The sequence below is a fragment of the Streptomyces sp. NBC_01166 genome, assembly GCF_045039765.1.
GTDB lineage: Bacteria > Actinomycetota > Actinomycetes > Streptomycetales > Streptomycetaceae > Streptomyces.
Genome location: NZ_CP108613.1, coordinates 3,461,780 through 3,476,611, shown reverse-complemented (window position 1 = coordinate 3,476,611; position 14,832 = coordinate 3,461,780). Strand labels below are relative to the sequence as shown.

The following is a 14,832-nucleotide window of genomic DNA, read 5'->3' as shown; positions in this document are numbered from 1 at the left end:
ACTGGCCAGCCGAAACGAGGCCCGGCCCCAGCAGGAAGCAGAGACGGTGCTGTGACAGAGGCAAAAGAAGCGATCCTCCTGGTCGGTGGCAAGGGCACCCGGCTGCGTCCGCTCACGGTGCACACCCCCAAGCCGATGGTTCCGGCGGCGGGGGTGCCGTTCCTCACGCACCAGCTGGCGCGTGCCAGGGCCGCCGGGGTGGAGCACATCGTGCTCGCCACGTCCTACCTGGCGGAGGTATTCGAACCGTATTTCGGTGACGGTTCGTCGCTCGGCCTCTCCATCGAGTACGTCACCGAGGACGAACCCCTCGGTACCGGCGGAGCCATCAGGAACGTGGCGTCGCGCCTGGCCTCGGGCCCGGACGAACCCGTCATGGTGTTCAACGGGGACATCCTCACCGGTCTCGACATCCGGGCCCTGGTCTCGGCGCACGCCACCTCCGGGGCGGACGTCTCCCTGCACCTCACCAGGGTGGAGGACCCGCGGGCCTTCGGTCTCGTGCCGACGGACGCCACGGGCCGGGTGACGGCCTTCCTGGAGAAGCCGCAGACACCCGAGGAGATAGTCACCGACCAGATCAACGCGGGGGCGTACATCTTCCGCCGGTCGGTCATCGACACGATCCCGGCAGGCCGGCCGGTCTCCGTGGAGCGCGAGACCTTCCCCGGCCTGCTGGCCACCGGAGCTCATCTCCAGGGCATGGTGGACTCCACGTACTGGCTGGACCTGGGCACCCCGCAGGCGTTCGTACGCGGCTCCGCCGACCTGGTCCTCGGCCGCGCCCCGTCCCCGGCCGTGCCCGGCCGCTGCGGCGACCGGCTCGTCCTGCCCACCGCCTCCGTGGCCGCCGACGCCAAGCTGACCGGCGGCACGGTCATCGGCGAGGGCGCGCTGATCGGCGAGGGCGCCAGGATCTCGGGCTCCACCGTGCTGGACGGCGCGGTCGTCGAACCGGGCGCGGTCGTCACCGACTCGCTGGTCGGGGCCGGGGCCCGGATCGGCAGCCGCTCGGTGCTCACGGGCGCGGTGATCGGCGACGGCGCCCAGGTCGGCGCCGACAACGAACTGCGTGACGGGATCCGTGTCTGGTGCGGCGCGGTCCTCCCGGACGCCTCGGTCCGCTTCTCGTCCGACCAGTGACCTGTCCCACCGGCCGGTGAGAGGTCCGGCCGGCCCGGGGGAGGGCCCTTCCGGTCTACCCTCGACAGGAACCCCCGACGACCGAGGACCTCACCCGTGGCAGGACGCTTCGTACCCCGCACCACCGCCGTGCCCCGTCAGGAGCCGGGGTTCGACGCGGGCTCCGCGTCCCCGCCGCGGACCCGGACCTGGACACCGCCGGACCCGCTCGACCTGCGGCTGGTCCTGAGCCCCCTGCGGCGCGGACCGGCGGACCCCGCCTACCGCGCCCTGCCCGACGGATCCTTCTGGCGGGCGACCCGCACCCCGGCCGGCCCCGGCACCCTGCGGGTCTCCGCGTCCCACGACGGCCGTGTCGCGGCGACGGCCTGGGGGCCGGGCGCCCAGTGGCTCCTGGACGGACTCCCCGCGCTGCTCGGCGCGGGCGACACCCCGGACGCCTTCCGCCCCCGCCACAAGCTGATCGCCCTGACCCAGCGTCGCCGGCCGGGCCTGCGCCTGCTGCGCACCGGGCTGGTCATGGAGTCCCTGATCCCGTCGATCCTGGAACAGAAGGTCACCACGGACGAGGCCTACCGCGCCTGGCGGCTGCTGCTCCGCACCTACGGCACCCCCGCCCCCGGCCCCGCCGACGCGGCGTTCGCCACGTACGGCCTGTACGTCATGCCGGACGCCAGGACCTGGTCACTGATCCCGTCCTGGGAGTGGCACCGCGCGGGCGTGGACGCCAAGCGCTCCGCCACGATCCTGCGCGCGGTCCGGGTGGCCCGGCGCATGGAGGAGGCGGCCGCCATGGAACTCCCCGAGGCGTCGGCCCGGCTGCAGCTGATCCCGGGCATCGGCCCCTGGACGGCGGCGGAGACCCTGCAGCGTTCGAACGGCGCGGCGGACGCGGTGACGGTCGGCGACCTCCACCTGCCGGGCATCGTGGGTCACGCGCTCGCGGGCAACAGGAACGCCGACGACGAGGAGATGCTGGAGCTCCTCGCCCCGTACGAGGGCCAGCGCCATCGCGCGACCCGCCTGATCATGCTCTCGGGACACACCCCGGAGCGCCGGGCCCCTCGGATGACGCCCCGGGACATCGCCCGGCTCTGACCGGCGGTCCCGGGGCCTGCTTCAGCGCACCGCGATGAACGCGCCCGCGTCCCGGGCCGTCCGCGCCGGCGGCGTCCCTTTCGGGTGTCCCACGGCCACCGCGCCCAGCGGATCCCAGGAGTCCGGCAGGTCCAGCACCTCGCGCACCACGGGCCGGCAGAACATCGTGGAGGAGACCCACGCCGAGCCGAGCCGCTCACCCGCGAGCGCCACCAGGAAGTTCTGCACGCCCGCGCCGGCGGCGACCACGAACATCTCGCGCTCCGCGGTGTCCCGGCGCTCGTCCCCGTAGGTGTGCGAGCCGTCCATCACGAGGCACGGGACGGCCAGGTACGGCGCGTTGCGCAGGACATCGCCCCGCCGTACCCGCTTGGCGACCGACTCCTCGCTGCGGCCGTCCCGGCGCAGATCCGCGATCCACGCGTCCCGCATCGCGTCCAGCAGCCGGTGACGCGACCGCTCCGACTCCAGCAGGACGAAGCGCCACGGGGTCGTGTGGTGGGGCGCGGGAGCCGTCACGGCCGCCGCCACGGCTCGTCGCACGGCGCCGGGGTCGACCGGCTCGTCCGTGAACTCCCGGACCGTGCGCCGGAGATGCAGCGCTTCCCGCACCGCCTCGGACGTACCCAGCCGGAACATGTCGTCGGCCGCGACCCGCACCATCGCCCGGGCGCCCCGGTCCTCGTCCGCGGACGCGTCCGCCACCACGTGGGGGAGCCCGCGCACCACCGCGACCGGCAGCCCGGACGCCTTGCCCTTCACCAGGTCACCGGCGGAGGCCAGCTCGTCGGCGGTGGCCACGACGGTGGCGCTCAGCGGATTGCCGTATCCGTCGGTGCCGCCCCGGAGGTCGTCCAGGACCTTCACCCCCGCGGCTCCGATCGCCACGTCCGTCAGGCCGTTGCGCCAGGGGCGGCCGAAGGTGTCCGTGACGACGACCCCGACCTCGACACCGAGCGCGTCCCGCAGGCCGTCCCGGATCAGCCGGGCCGACGCGTCCGGGTCCTCGGGCAGCAGAAGGACCGTCCCGGCCGGGGTGTTCGAGGCGTCGACCCCGGCCGCGGCCATGACGAGCCCCTGCCGGTTCTCCACGATCCTGAGCGTCCCGCGCCGGGCGACCACCCGGACGGTCTCGGCGTCGATCGCCGCCTCCCGGTCGGTGGCCTCGACGATCCGGCCCTCCGCCTTGGAGACGATCTTCGAGGTGACCAGCAGGACATCGCCGTCGACCAGGCCGGGCTCCGTGGCGGCGATCAGCTTCGCGAGATCGTCGCCCTCCCGCACCTCGGGCATCCCGGGCAGGGCCCACACCCGGTACGCGGGCGCCGCGTCGGCCGGACCGCCGCTCATGCCCGTACCTCCTCGGCCAGCGCCAGGGCCTGGCGGGCCATCTCGGCGGTGGCGTCGACGTCCGTCATCATCAGCGGGACGGCGCGGCAGCGGATCCCCGCCGCCTCGACCTCGTCGACCACTCCGGCGTCCACGCTGTCGACGAGCCAGCCGTCGAGCAGACCCGAACCGTAGTGCTGGGCGACGGCCGCGGCGGTGGACTCGACGCCCACGGCGGCCAGCACCTTGTCGGCCATGCCCCGCACGGGCGCGTCGCCGACGATGGGGGAGAGCCCGACGACGGGGACCCCGGCCTCGGCGATCGCCTCCCGGATGCCGGGCACGGCGAGGATGGTCCCCACCGACACGACGGGGTTCGACGGCGGGAAGACGATGACGTCCGACTCGGCGATGGCCTCCAGGACGCCCGGAGCGGGCTTGGCCTGCTCCGCGCCCACCGGCACGACGGCCTGCGCCGGCACGGAGGCGCGCAGCTTCACCCAGTACTCCTGGAAGTGGATGGCCTTGCTCTCGCCGTCGACGTCCACGGCCACATGCGTCTCGATGCGGTCGTCGGACATCGGGATCAGCCGGACCCCCGGCTTCCAGCGTGCGCAGAGGGCCTCGGTGACCGCGCTCAGGGGATAGCCCGCGCCGAGCATCTGCGTACGGACGATGTGGGTCGCGAAGTCACGGTCGCCGAGGCCGAACCACTCGGGCCCCACGCCGTACGCCGCGAGCTCGTCCTTGACCCGGAAGCTCTCGTCGGTACGCCCCCAGCCCTGCTCCTCGTTGATGCCACCGCCGAGGGTGTACATCACGGTGTCGAGGTCGGGACAGACCTTCAGCCCGAACAGATGGATGTCGTCGCCGGTGTTGCCGATCACCGTGATGTCCGCGTCGGGCGCGGCCTGTTTGAGGCCACGCAGGAAACGAGCACCACCGATACCGCCGGCCAGAACCACAATGCGCATGCGCAACAGTCTGTCAGGCGAAGCCTGATCGTTGTCGGGGTGGTGGTGGGCGACGGGTGGGCTGTCGGACGAAGCCTGATCGTTGTCGGGGTGGTGGTGGGCGACGGGTGGGCTGTCGGGCGAAGCCTGATCGTTGTCGGGGTGGTGGTGGGCGACGGGTGGGCTGTCGGGCGAAGCCTGATCGTTGTCGGGGTGGTGGTGGGCGACGGGTGGGCTGTCGGGCGAAGCCTGATCGTTGTCGGGGTGGTGGTGGGCGACGGGTGGGCAGTCAGGTGGTCGGAGCCGGCGGTGGCTCAGGCCGGTACGGCGTCTTCGGCGGCCGGAGCGCACTGTGTCGCGTGCATGGGCATGTCCGTCAGGCCCGGGAAGTAGATGTGCAGGCTGACGGCGGGTTCCAGGGAGTCGTTGACGACCTCGTGGACGTATCCCGGGGCGAAGACGCGCTGGGCGCCCGCGTCCAGGGCCTGCGCCCCGCGCGCCGTGTGCTCGTTCAACTCGCCCTCCAGGACCGTGAGTACACCGGAGGAGAGGCCGTGGTCGTGGCGGCCGCTGCCCTGGCCGGGTACCCAGCTCAGCAGCCAGACCTCGTAACCCGGCCCGGTCTGCAGCCGGTGGTACCAGCGGGTCGTGGTGTCGTACCGGACGAGCGGCGCCCACCGGGCGCGGTCCGCGGCGATGGAGCGGGCGAGTCCTGCGAACCCGGCCACGGTGGAGGGATGGGGGCTGGCCGGCTGGAGAAGGTGCTGGACCTCAAGGATGTCGCCGGCGATCGAAAGGTCGCTGTCGCTGTTCATGGGTGCGGTGGTTCCTCGGCATGTGGATACGCGTGCGGGGGGTCGCGGAGACCGGAATGCGATGAAACGAAGCTGGATCAGAGCTGGAGCGCTACGGGCTTCAACAGCTGTGACAGCTGGAACAGCAACAGCGGGCCTGGACAGCCGTACGGAACCCACGGGTGTGGGTCGTGTACGTCACTGCGGTCGCTGGCATGAAGTCAAGGAGACCGGGTGGGTCTGCACTCTGTCAACCCAATGACCGATTTGGCGGCAATGTTTCACCCCATCCGGTTGCGGTCGCAGGAGAAAGGTTTTGGCACCCATTGCAGGGGCAAGGTGGCGCATCAACTGTGTCTGTAAACGCGACTGACGGGCCGTGACCCTACTGTGATCTTGGTCGCTCCGGTGATCAAATCGAAACATCGGGGCCGCCTCGCTCGTCTCACCGAGTGAGAAGCGGGGCCGGGTGAGGCTGATGGCATATGTCAGGTTTTTGGTGATTTGAACACTTACCGCATAGGCTTGGTTCCGCAGAGTGAATACCGAGGCCAATAGCAGATCTTCGCTTGACTGGCCCGAAGCTACACACTTGTAATTTCACTCGTGTCGTTCGGCCGCATCGATAACGGCCGCATCACGGGGACGCAAGAGACAGACGAGGGGCGCACATGACCGAGCTGTTCCAGCAACTGCTGGTCGAGGACGCGGACGAAGAGCTCGGCTGGCAGGAGCGCGCGCTGTGCGCCCAGACCGACCCCGAGTCCTTCTTTCCTGAAAAGGGCGGCTCCACCCGCGAGGCCAAGAAGGTCTGTCTCGCCTGCGAGGTCCGTTCCGAATGCCTTGAGTACGCCCTCAACAACGACGAGCGGTTCGGGATCTGGGGCGGCCTCTCCGAGCGGGAGCGGCGACGCCTGAAGAAGGCGGCCATCTGACGCCGAGCGCCGGGACACCGGGACGGCGATGGCCTGGGGGCCGCACCCTGTACGCAGGGCGCGGCCCCCAGGCCATCGGCATGTCCGGCCATCTCCGGCATCTCCGGGCGTCTCCGTTCCCGCCGGTCAACCGCTCGGCGCGGGCCGGACATCCGTACCGTTAGTGTGGGGCCCCGTCCGAGAGACGCGCCAACGCCCCGCCGGGGCGCGCGTGTACACCGATGCAGCCCCCGGGGGGGACCCCCTCCGGACCCGGCCGGAGGGCCCGTACCCCGATGTCCGTGCACAGCCACTCGGCGGCGCCGAACGCGGCCGCCGCCGCCCCTGAGTTTCCCCGGCACGTCGTCACCGCCGTGCTCGTCTCGCACGACGGCGCACGATGGCTGCCCCACGTGCTCGGCGGACTGCTCGGGCAGGAGCGCCCCGTACAGAACGTCGTCGCCGCCGACACAGGCAGCGCCGACGACTCCGCCCGTCTGGTGACCGAGGCACTGGGCGGCGAGCGCGTCCTCCACCTCGCCCGGCGTACGAGCTTCGGCACGGCCGTCGAAGAGGCGACCCGCACGGCCGGCGTCCTCACCCCCGACGACCTGCCGTACCTGAAGCGCCCCAGCGGCTGGGACCCCGTCACCCGCAGCTGGCGCGACGACGCGTACGACCTGCCGGAGCTTCCGCACGGCGAACCCGTCCAGTGGCTCTGGCTGCTGCACGACGACAGCGCCCCCGAACCGGACGCGCTCGCCGAGATGCTCCGCGTCGTCGACAACGACAAGCACGCCGCGATCGTCGGTCCCAAGCTGCGTGGCTGGTACGACCGCAAGCAGCTCCTCGAGGTCGGCGTCTCCATCGCCAACAGCGGACGCCGCTGGACCGGACTGGACCGACGCGAACAGGACCAGGGCCAGCACGACCAGGTCCGTACGGTGCTCTCCGTCTCCTCCGCCGGCATGCTGGTGCGCCGCGACGTCTGGGAGGAGCTCGGCGGCTTCGACCGCAGGCTCCCGCTGATGCGTGACGACGTCGACCTCTGCTGGCGCGCGCACATGGCCGGCCACCGGGTGCTCGTCGCCCCCGACGCCGTCCTGCGGCACGCCGAGGCCTCCGCCAGGGAACGCCGCCCCATCGACTGTGCCGGACGCTCCGTCGCCAGCCCGCACCGCGTCGACAAAGCCGGCGCCGTCTACACGATGCTCGTCAACGCCCGCGGCAAACAGCTGCCGTGGGCACTGGTCCGGCTCGTCGTCGGCACCCTGCTGCGCACCCTCGCCTACCTGGTGGGCAAGGTGCCCGGGCAGGCGCTCGACGAGGTCGCCGGACTCTTCGGAACCCTGCTGCGCCCCGGGCGGATCCTCGCCGCGCGCCGCGCGCGCAAGGGAGGAACGGTGGACGCGGCCGAGCTGCGGTCGCTCTTCCCGCCGCCGGGCGCCACGGTCCGGGCCACCGTCGAGCAGGTCGCCGGCAACTTCGGCAACCGCACCGACTCCGACTCGGGCGGCTCGCGGCACGGAGCGGTGGAGTCCGGGCCCGGCGGTGACGACGCCGACTTCCTGGAGATCGAACAGTTCGCACGGCTCAAGAAGGTCGGCCGCAAGCCCGGCCCCGTGCTCTTCGCGCTCCTCCTCCTCGTCTCGCTGGTGGCCTGCCGGAGCCTGCTCGGCAGTGGTGCACTCGCGGGCGGCGCACTGCTGCCCGCCCCGGCCGACGTCTCCGACCTCTGGGGGCGTTACGCGGACGGCTGGCACCCCGTCGGCACCGGTGGAACGCAGTCCGCACCTCCCTACCTCGGCGTGATCGCCGCCCTGTCGGCGCTTTTCCTCGGCTCCACGGGCTTCGCGCTGACCCTCCTGCTCGTCTGTTCGGTCCCGCTCGCCGGGCTCACCGCGTACTTCGCCTCCCGGCCGCTGATCGAGTCCCGGCTCCTGCGGGCCTGGGCGAGCGTCGCCTACGCCTTCCTGCCCGCCGCCACCGGAGCGCTGGCCACCGGGCGGCTCGGCACGGCGGTCCTGGCCGTCCTGCTCCCGCTCATCGCCCGCGCGGCCGTCGCCGCGCACGGGCTGCGGGGCGACGGCTCCACCGCACGCGGCAGCTGGCGCGCCACCTGGGCGTACACCCTGCTGCTCACCTTCACCATGGCCTTCACGCCGATCGTCTGGCCGCTCGCGGTGGTCCTCGGCATCGGGGTGCTCGTGCTGCGCCGGAGCGACATCACGGCGTACGGACTGCGCTTCCTGGCCACGGCCGGAACCCCGCTCCTGGTTCTCGCGCCCTGGTCGCTCTCCCTGCTGACCAGCCCGTCGAAGCTCCTGAAGGAGGCCGGGCTCGACATCGGTACGGGCACGGCGTCCGCCCTCGACCTGCTCGGCATCAGCCCCGGCGGCCCCAAGGCCGCCGGCGGCGTCCTGCTGCTCGGTATCGTGCTGGCGGCGCTGGCCGCCCTGATGCGCGGGGAGCGGCAGTTCGCGATCCGCACCGCCTGGGTCGTCGTGCTCGTCTCCCTGGTCTTCGCGGCGATCTCCAACGGCTCCACCTGGGCGGGGCCCGCCACGCTCGTCTACGGCATCGCGCTGCTCACCGCGGCACTGCTCGGCGCGGACGGGGCCCGGGTCCGGGTCGCCGCACTGAGCTTCGGCTGGCGTCAGCCGGTCGCCGCGCTGATCGCCCTGGCCGCCGGGCTCGCCCCGGTCCTGGCCGCCGCCGGCTGGATGATCGGCGGCGCGGCCGGTCCGGTGGAGCGCCGCGACCCCGTGCAGGTGCCCGCCTTCGTCGCGGAGGAGAGCAACACCCGCGACCAGGCGCGCACGCTGGTGCTCGGGGGCACGTCCCCCGCCGCTGTCTCGTACAGCCTGGTCCGCGGCTCGGGCGCCCGCCTGGGCGACGCCGAGCTCACCGAGGCCGGCGGCAGCAACACCCACCTCGACAAGGTCGTCGCCAACCTGGTCGCGGGCTCCGGCGCCGACCAGGGCAGCCAGCTCAGCGGCTTCGCGATCCGCTACGTACTCGTGCGGGACGGGGCGCCCCGCCAGATGAGCCGGGTGCTGGACTCGACCCCGGGCCTGAGCAGGCTCAGCCAGCTGGACGGCAGCGCCCTGTGGCGGGTCGACCGGCAGGTCTCCCGGCTCGCGGTCGTCCCCTCCGGCGAGGGCGCCGAGCCCGTACCCGTCGGATCGCAGGCCGTCGAGGCGCACAGCGAGATCCCCGAGGGCGGCTCGGGCCGGGTGCTCCGGATCGCCGACGCGGCCGATCCGGGCTGGCAGGCCACGCTGGACGGCAAGGCACTGACCCCGAAAACCGTGGACGGCTGGGCGCAAGGCTTCGAGCTGCCCGCCGGGGGCGGCACGCTGGACCTCACCTTCGACGAACCCGTCACCCACACCGCCTGGGTCTGGGCGCAGGTGGCGCTCGGCGTCGTCCTGGTGGTGATGGCCCTGCCGGGCCGCCGCCGGGAGATCGACGACGACCTGCCGGAGGAGACCGAGGCCGTCGCGGCCGAGCCGGTCGCCGGTGAAGGACGCCGGGCCCGCAGGCTGCGCGCGGCGGCCCAGGCCGAAGCGGCGGCGGGAGACGACCCGGCGGGGACGGGGCACGTGGAGGACGGCTCGGCGACCGGGTACGGCGAGGCGGCTCCGGGCGTTCCGGAGCAGGCGCCGGGGGAGTACATCCCGGCGCAGCAGAACGCCGATCCGTACGCGGCGGTCCCCGGCACCCAGGACGGCACGGACCCCTACGCGGCCGGCCAGGACGGCACGGACCCGTACGCGGGTGCCCAGGAAGGCACCGGCACCTACGCGGCGGTCCCGCAGCAGAACTACGGGGAGTGGGAGGCGCAGCAGTACCAGGGCGCCGACTACGGCCAGTACCAGGGCGGCCAGGACGCCGGCCAGTACTACCAGCCCGATCCCTACCAGCAGGACCCGTACCAGCAGCAGGGCGCCTACGACCCGTACGGCTACGCCCAGCAGCAGCCCTACGCCCCGGGGACCGGCGAAGCCGCCCCGTACGACGGCCATGACGGGCACGACGAGAACGCGACCCCGGGCCAGGGCCCGTGGCCGAACGACAACGGCAACGGCAACGCATCGCGAGGCGAGTCCGAGTGAAGTCCACCCCCCTGTCCCTCATCGCGGGCGTCGTCGCCCTAGCCGCCGTCACCGGCTTCGCCGCGCTCACCGTGCCCGGTGACGAGGGCGCCACGGAGGCGAAGGCCGCCGCCCGGCTCCCTGTCGAGCGCTCCAGCCTGCTCTGCCCGGAGCCGAGCATGTCCGACCTGGCGGAGACGACGTACACGTCCTTCACCCCGGCGGGGAAGGGGGGCCAGGAGGCCGGTGCCGCCGAGCTGAAGGCGGCCGAAGCCCTCCCCGCGGACGAGGACGCGGAGAAGGGGGACGCGGACAAGGACGACAAGGACGACAAGGGCGACAAGGACAGGACGGCGGACAGCAAGCCCGTCGTCTCGCTCAAGGACCTCGGCAAGCCGTCCACCGCCGAGACCTCCAAGTCCGGGGCTCCCGCGCTCGTCGGCACCGCCACCGGCGCGTTCGCCCCCGGCTGGACCGCGCAGCAGACCACCATGGCCGCCGCGGGCGGTGCCCGCGGTCTGCTCGGCGTCAGCTGCACCGCCCCCGACACGGACTTCTGGTTCCCGGGGGCGAGCACCGGGAAGGCCCGTCAGGACTACGTCCATCTCACCAACCCCGACGACACCGCCGCCGTCGCGGACATCGAGCTGTACGGCGCCGAGGGCCCCCTGAAGTCCGACGTCGCGGAGGGCATCACCGTCCCGGCGAGGTCGAGCGTCCCGATGCTGATCTCGACCCTGACCAGCGAGGCCGCCGAGAACGTCACCGTCCATGTCACCACCCGGTCGGGACGTGTCGGCGCGGTCGTGAGCGCCGCCGAGGACGAGGTGGGCAGCGACTGGCTGGCCGCCTCCGCCGACCCGGCGGGCACCCAGGTCCTGCCGGGGATCCCGGCCGACGCCACCTCCGTACGCCTCGTGGCGTTCGCACCCGGGGAGGACGACGCCGACGTGAAGGTCCAGCTCCTGGGCAAGAACGGCGCGTTCTCACCGGCCGGGAACGACACCCTGCACATCAAGTCGCAGATGACAGCGAGCGTCGACCTCAAGGACGTCACACGGGGGGAGCCCGGCTCGCTCCGGCTGACCCCCGCCGACGGCAGCGGGACGCCGGTGGTCGCCGCCCTGCGTGTGGTGCGCGGCAAGGGTGCCGAGCAGGAGGTCGCGTTCATCCCGGCCACCGGCCCCGTGGGCGAGCGGGCGAGCGTGGCCGACAACCGGGCGAAGGGCTCGGTGCTCTCCCTGACCGCCCCGGGTGAAACGGCCAAGGTGAAGGTCACCGCGTCGGCGGGCAGCGAGGGCGGCGACGCGACCGTCAAGACGTACACGGTCAAGGGCGGCACGACGCTGGAGGTCCAGCCGGAGGCTCCGGCCGGCCTCAAGGGCGGCTACGCCCTGACGGTGGAGTCCGAGTCGGGCGGCCCGGTGCACGCCGCCCGCACGCTCACGATCGAGGAGGGCGGCATCGACATGTTCACCGTGCAGACGCTGCCGGACGACGAGGGCATGGTCGAGGTGCCCGAGGCGGAGCAGGATCTGTCGGTCCTGGACGACTGAGGCCGCGTGCCGCGGGCGGTTCAGTCCTGCCCGTAGCGCGGGTCGACCGACTCGGGCGAGAGGCCGAGCAGCTCCGCGACCTGTTCCACTACGACCTCGTGCACCAGCAGAGCCCGCTCGTCGCGGCTCTTGGTGCGGATCTCGACGGGGCGCCGGTAGACGACGATCTGCGCGGGCTGTCCCTTCTCGGCGGACAGCGCGCGCCCCAGCGGCACGGTCTCCTCGAGCGAGCCCGGCACGTCGAGGACCAGGAAGTCGACATCCGTCAGCTGGGGCCAGCGCCGCTCCAGCCGCTCCACCGAGTCCTGGACGAGATCGCGGAAGCTCTCCGCCCTGCTGACGGACAGCGGCACCTGCGGCGGGGCGACCGGTCCGCGCATACCGCGGCCATGGCGGTCGCGGCGGCGGGGCCGTGGCTCGGGCGGGTGGGGCGGTACGGGGCTGTCCATCACCGACGCAGCGTAACGCTCCCCGGTGCGGGGCGATCACGGCTTCTCCGCCGGCCCGCTCCGTGTCCCAAGATGAACATTCCGGCCAGGGTTGAGTGCGGTTCCGGTCCTTGCTCCGATCGCGGACCCTCCGTCGAATGACCGATTGTGTTCTTCCCGGCGGCCTCGGTCCGGCCCGCGCTCACGGGCTGCCTCGCAGGTCGGAACGGCTGTGCCGGAGCCGCGCCGGGCCCCGTGCGGTGGGCGACACGACGGGGTGACCCGGGGGAGAGTCGTCGCAGCCCGCTCAAGAGTGCGGTACCGTCCAACATCGTGAGCCCTGTACGTCGCTGTTCGCGAACCGCGTGCGGCCGTCCCGCCGTCGCGACACTGACGTACGTCTATGCCGACTCGACCGCGGTCCTCGGCCCGCTCGCCACCTATGCCGAGCCCCACTGCTACGACCTCTGCGCCGAGCACGGTGAACGGCTCACCGCGCCGCGCGGCTGGGAAGTCGTCCGGCTCGCCGACCCCTCGGCTCCCGCCCGCCCCAGCGGTGACGATCTCGAAGCGCTGGCCAACGCCGTGCGCGAGGCGGCCCGGCCCCAGGACCGTCAGCAGGGCGGCAGGGGTCCCCGGGCGGCCGACCCGGTGGAGGTCGCGCGCCGCGGACATCTCCGGGTGCTGCGCTCCCCGGACTCCTGAGACCCCTCCCGCACCACGGGTCCCACCCGCCACCTCTCCGTACCGGAAGAAGTTTTCCGGCACGGAGCATTGACGCTGGCTTGTCGCGGACACGACCATTCCTCCACCCGTGAGAGATCGCTTCCGCATCACGGAATCCGGGGAGGTCTGTGTGTTTGTCCAGCAACTCGAACCCGTAGCCGATTCGCTGGCTCTGTCCGCTCTCGTCGCTTCCCTGCCCCTGGTGACCGTCCTGGTGCTGCTGGGCGCCGTCCGCATGAAGGCCCATCGCGCCGGCCTCATCGGTCTCGCCGTCGCCGTGCTCGTCGGCTGGCTCGCGTTCGGCATGCCCGTCGGGCAGACCCTGTCCGCGGGGGCGCAAGGCGTCCTCTTCGGGCTCTTCCCCATCATGTGGATCGTCGTCAACGCCCTCTGGGTGTACCGGATGACCGTCCGCACCCACCACTTCGACATCCTGCGGCGCTCCTTCGGCCGGGTGTCCGACGACCCCCGCATCCAGGCCCTGGTCATCGCCTTCTGCTTCGGCGCGCTCCTGGAGGCCCTGGCCGGCTTCGGCGCGCCCGTCGCGATCTGCTCCGTCATGCTCGTCGCGCTCGGCTTCGACCCGGTCAAGGCCGCGGTCGTCTCCCTGGTCGCCAACACCGCGCCCGTCGCCTTCGGAGCCATGGGCACGCCCGTGGTGACTCTCGCCCAGGTCACCGGCCTGCCACTGGACGACGTCGCCACGGTCGTCGGCCGCCAGACTCCGCTGCTCGCGCTCGTCGTCCCGCTGATCCTGGTCTTCCTGGTCGACGGCAGGCGAGGGCTGCGGGAGACCTGGGTTCCCGCGCTCGTCTGCGGAGCGGCCTTCGCCGTCGCGCAGTTCGCCGCGTCCAACTTCGTGTCCGCGCAGCTCGCCGACATCGCGGCCGCTCTGGTGGGCGCGGGCGCGCTGATCGCCGTCCCCGGCGCCCGCAGGCCCGCCGACGAGCCCGTACGCGCCGCCGTCCTGACGGGCGTGCGCAGCGAGGACCTGGACCAGGAGGACCCGCGCCGCGAGGTGCTGCGCGCCTACGCCCCGTACGCCCTGATCGTCGCGGTGTTCTCCATCGCCCAGATCCCGCCCGTCAAGCGGCTGCTCGCCGAGGCGACGCGCGTCTTCGACTGGCCGTTCCTCGATGTCGCGGGGCCCGACGGCGAACCGGTCGGCGCCAACGAGTTCTCCCTCCCGCTCATCGGCACCGGCGGCACCCTCGTCCTGATCGCCGGTCTGATCACCGCCGTCGTCATCGGCGTACGGGCAGGAACAGCCGCGCGGGAGTGGGCGGCCACCGTGCACGAACTGCGCTACGCGATCCTCACCGTGACGTCCGTCCTCGCCCTCGCCTACGTCATGAATCTGTCCGGCCAGGCCGCCACCATCGGGCAGTCCGTCGCCGCGGCCGGTGCCGGGCTCGCCTTCCTCTCGCCGGTGCTCGGCTGGTTCGGCGTCGCCGTGTCCGGCTCCGACACCTCGGCCAACGCCCTCTTCGGCGCGCTCCAGGTGTCCGCCGCACGGGAATCCGGCCTCTCGCCGGAGCTCCTCGCCGCCGCCAACAGCTCCGGGGGAGTGCTGGGCAAGATGATCTCCCCGCAGAACCTGACGATCGCCTGCGCGGCCGTCGGTCTCGCCGGACGCGAGGGAGATCTGCTGCGGAAGGTCCTGCCGTGGAGCCTCGGTCTGCTGCTGGTGATGTGCCTGGTCGTGATGGCCCAGAGCACGGCGGTGCTGGGCTGGATGCTCCCCTGACCGGAGGTCCGGGGCCGCCGGGTAGTTTGGGCGGTCCGCAAAGATCC

At 72.7% G+C, this 14,832-nt stretch carries 11 protein-coding genes; 7 read left to right on the top strand and 4 right to left on the bottom strand.

What is annotated here, in order from left to right:
• The first annotated feature begins 51 nt into the window (after positions 1-51).
• Together OG379_RS15920 and OG379_RS15915 are read left to right on the top strand one after the other, a co-directional pair.
• On the top strand, positions 52-1,143 hold the full coding sequence (locus OG379_RS15920; RefSeq protein WP_405663267.1) for a sugar phosphate nucleotidyltransferase: 1,092 nt from the start codon (positions 52-54) through the stop codon (positions 1,141-1,143).
• A gap of 96 nt (positions 1,144-1,239) precedes the next feature.
• The gene (locus tag OG379_RS15915) at positions 1,240-2,241 is read left to right on the top strand and encodes a DNA-3-methyladenine glycosylase family protein (protein WP_405663265.1); all 1,002 of its coding nucleotides are present in this window, start codon (positions 1,240-1,242) and stop codon (positions 2,239-2,241) included.
• 21 nt (positions 2,242-2,262) lie between these two features.
• Here OG379_RS15915 and OG379_RS15910 read toward each other — a convergent pair whose 3' ends face one another.
• From OG379_RS15910 to OG379_RS15900, 3 genes are all read right to left on the bottom strand, one after another.
• Complete coding sequence (locus OG379_RS15910) at positions 2,263-3,591, bottom strand: coenzyme F420-0:L-glutamate ligase (RefSeq protein WP_405663262.1); 1,329 nt, start codon at positions 3,589-3,591, stop codon at positions 2,263-2,265.
• Positions 3,588-4,544: a 2-phospho-L-lactate transferase gene (gene cofD, locus OG379_RS15905; RefSeq protein ID WP_405663259.1), complete on the bottom strand. Its 957-nt coding sequence runs from the start codon at positions 4,542-4,544 to the stop codon at positions 3,588-3,590. Before cofD ends, OG379_RS15910 begins: the two co-directional genes overlap by 4 nt.
• Positions 4,545-4,837: 293 nt before the next feature.
• Positions 4,838-5,338: a cysteine dioxygenase gene (locus OG379_RS15900; protein WP_405663257.1), complete on the bottom strand. Its 501-nt coding sequence runs from the start codon at positions 5,336-5,338 to the stop codon at positions 4,838-4,840.
• Between the two features lie 650 nt (positions 5,339-5,988).
• Between OG379_RS15900 and OG379_RS15895 the strand changes: the two genes are divergently transcribed.
• The 3 genes from OG379_RS15895 (at position 5,989) to OG379_RS15885 (ending at position 11,884) form a co-directional block, all read left to right on the top strand.
• Positions 5,989-6,252, top strand: coding sequence for a WhiB family transcriptional regulator (locus OG379_RS15895; protein ID WP_031093859.1), 264 nt, complete (start codon positions 5,989-5,991; stop codon positions 6,250-6,252).
• Between the two features lie 275 nt (positions 6,253-6,527).
• Positions 6,528-10,349 (top strand): glycosyltransferase, encoded by a 3,822-nt coding sequence (locus tag OG379_RS15890; protein ID WP_405663255.1) that lies wholly within the window; start codon positions 6,528-6,530, stop codon positions 10,347-10,349.
• Positions 10,346-11,884, top strand: a complete 1,539-nt coding sequence (locus tag OG379_RS15885) for a DUF5719 family protein (protein ID WP_405663253.1) — start codon at positions 10,346-10,348, stop codon at positions 11,882-11,884. The genes OG379_RS15890 and OG379_RS15885 overlap by 4 nt, the downstream gene beginning before the upstream one ends.
• Before the next feature lie 20 nt (positions 11,885-11,904).
• On the opposite strand, the gene OG379_RS15880 is transcribed toward OG379_RS15885, so the two are convergent.
• A complete protein-coding gene (locus OG379_RS15880) occupies positions 11,905-12,333 on the bottom strand; it encodes a metallopeptidase family protein (protein ID WP_393766678.1) in 429 nt (142 codons plus the stop codon).
• Positions 12,334-12,645: 312 nt separating this feature from the next.
• On the opposite strand from OG379_RS15880, the gene OG379_RS15875 reads away from it, so the two are divergent.
• Positions 12,646-13,017, top strand: a complete 372-nt coding sequence (locus OG379_RS15875) for a DUF3499 domain-containing protein (protein WP_405663252.1) — start codon at positions 12,646-12,648, stop codon at positions 13,015-13,017.
• Positions 13,018-13,168: 151 nt separating this feature from the next.
• The gene (locus OG379_RS15870; RefSeq protein ID WP_405663250.1) at positions 13,169-14,785 is read left to right on the top strand and encodes an L-lactate permease; all 1,617 of its coding nucleotides are present in this window, start codon (positions 13,169-13,171) and stop codon (positions 14,783-14,785) included.
• Positions 14,786-14,832: the final 47 nt, after the last annotated feature.